This window comes from Carboxylicivirga sp. M1479, from assembly GCF_007097485.1.
In the GTDB taxonomy this organism is placed as follows: Bacteria; Bacteroidota; Bacteroidia; order Bacteroidales; family Marinilabiliaceae; genus Carboxylicivirga.
Window position 1 is genome coordinate 1 of sequence record NZ_VKDE01000125.1, and the last position, 281, is coordinate 281.

General features: G+C 42.0%; 1 pseudogene. It reads left to right on the forward strand.

Annotation, left to right across the window (positions count from 1 at the left end):
* Positions 1 to 281: pseudogene (locus FNN09_RS21020) on the forward strand (IS5/IS1182 family transposase); the annotation flags it as partial.

The following is a 281-nucleotide window of genomic DNA, read 5'->3' on the forward strand; positions in this document are numbered from 1 at the left end:
CTCAAAAAGCGGATTTCGCAAATCAAGCAGTCAGAGAAAGCGCAGGAAAAACCAGTCAAGAAGCTGGTAAAAGAGTTGGAAAATAAACACCTGCCCAAACTTGAAGAGTACGAACAAAAACTCGAAGACATTGGCGACCAACGCAACTCCTGCTCCAAAACCGATAAGGAAGCCACCTTCATGCGCATGAAAGAAGATCACATGAAGAACGGACAGTTAAAGCCAGCTTACAATGTTCAGATAAGTACCGAAAACCAGTTTATAACCCATTATGGTATTTA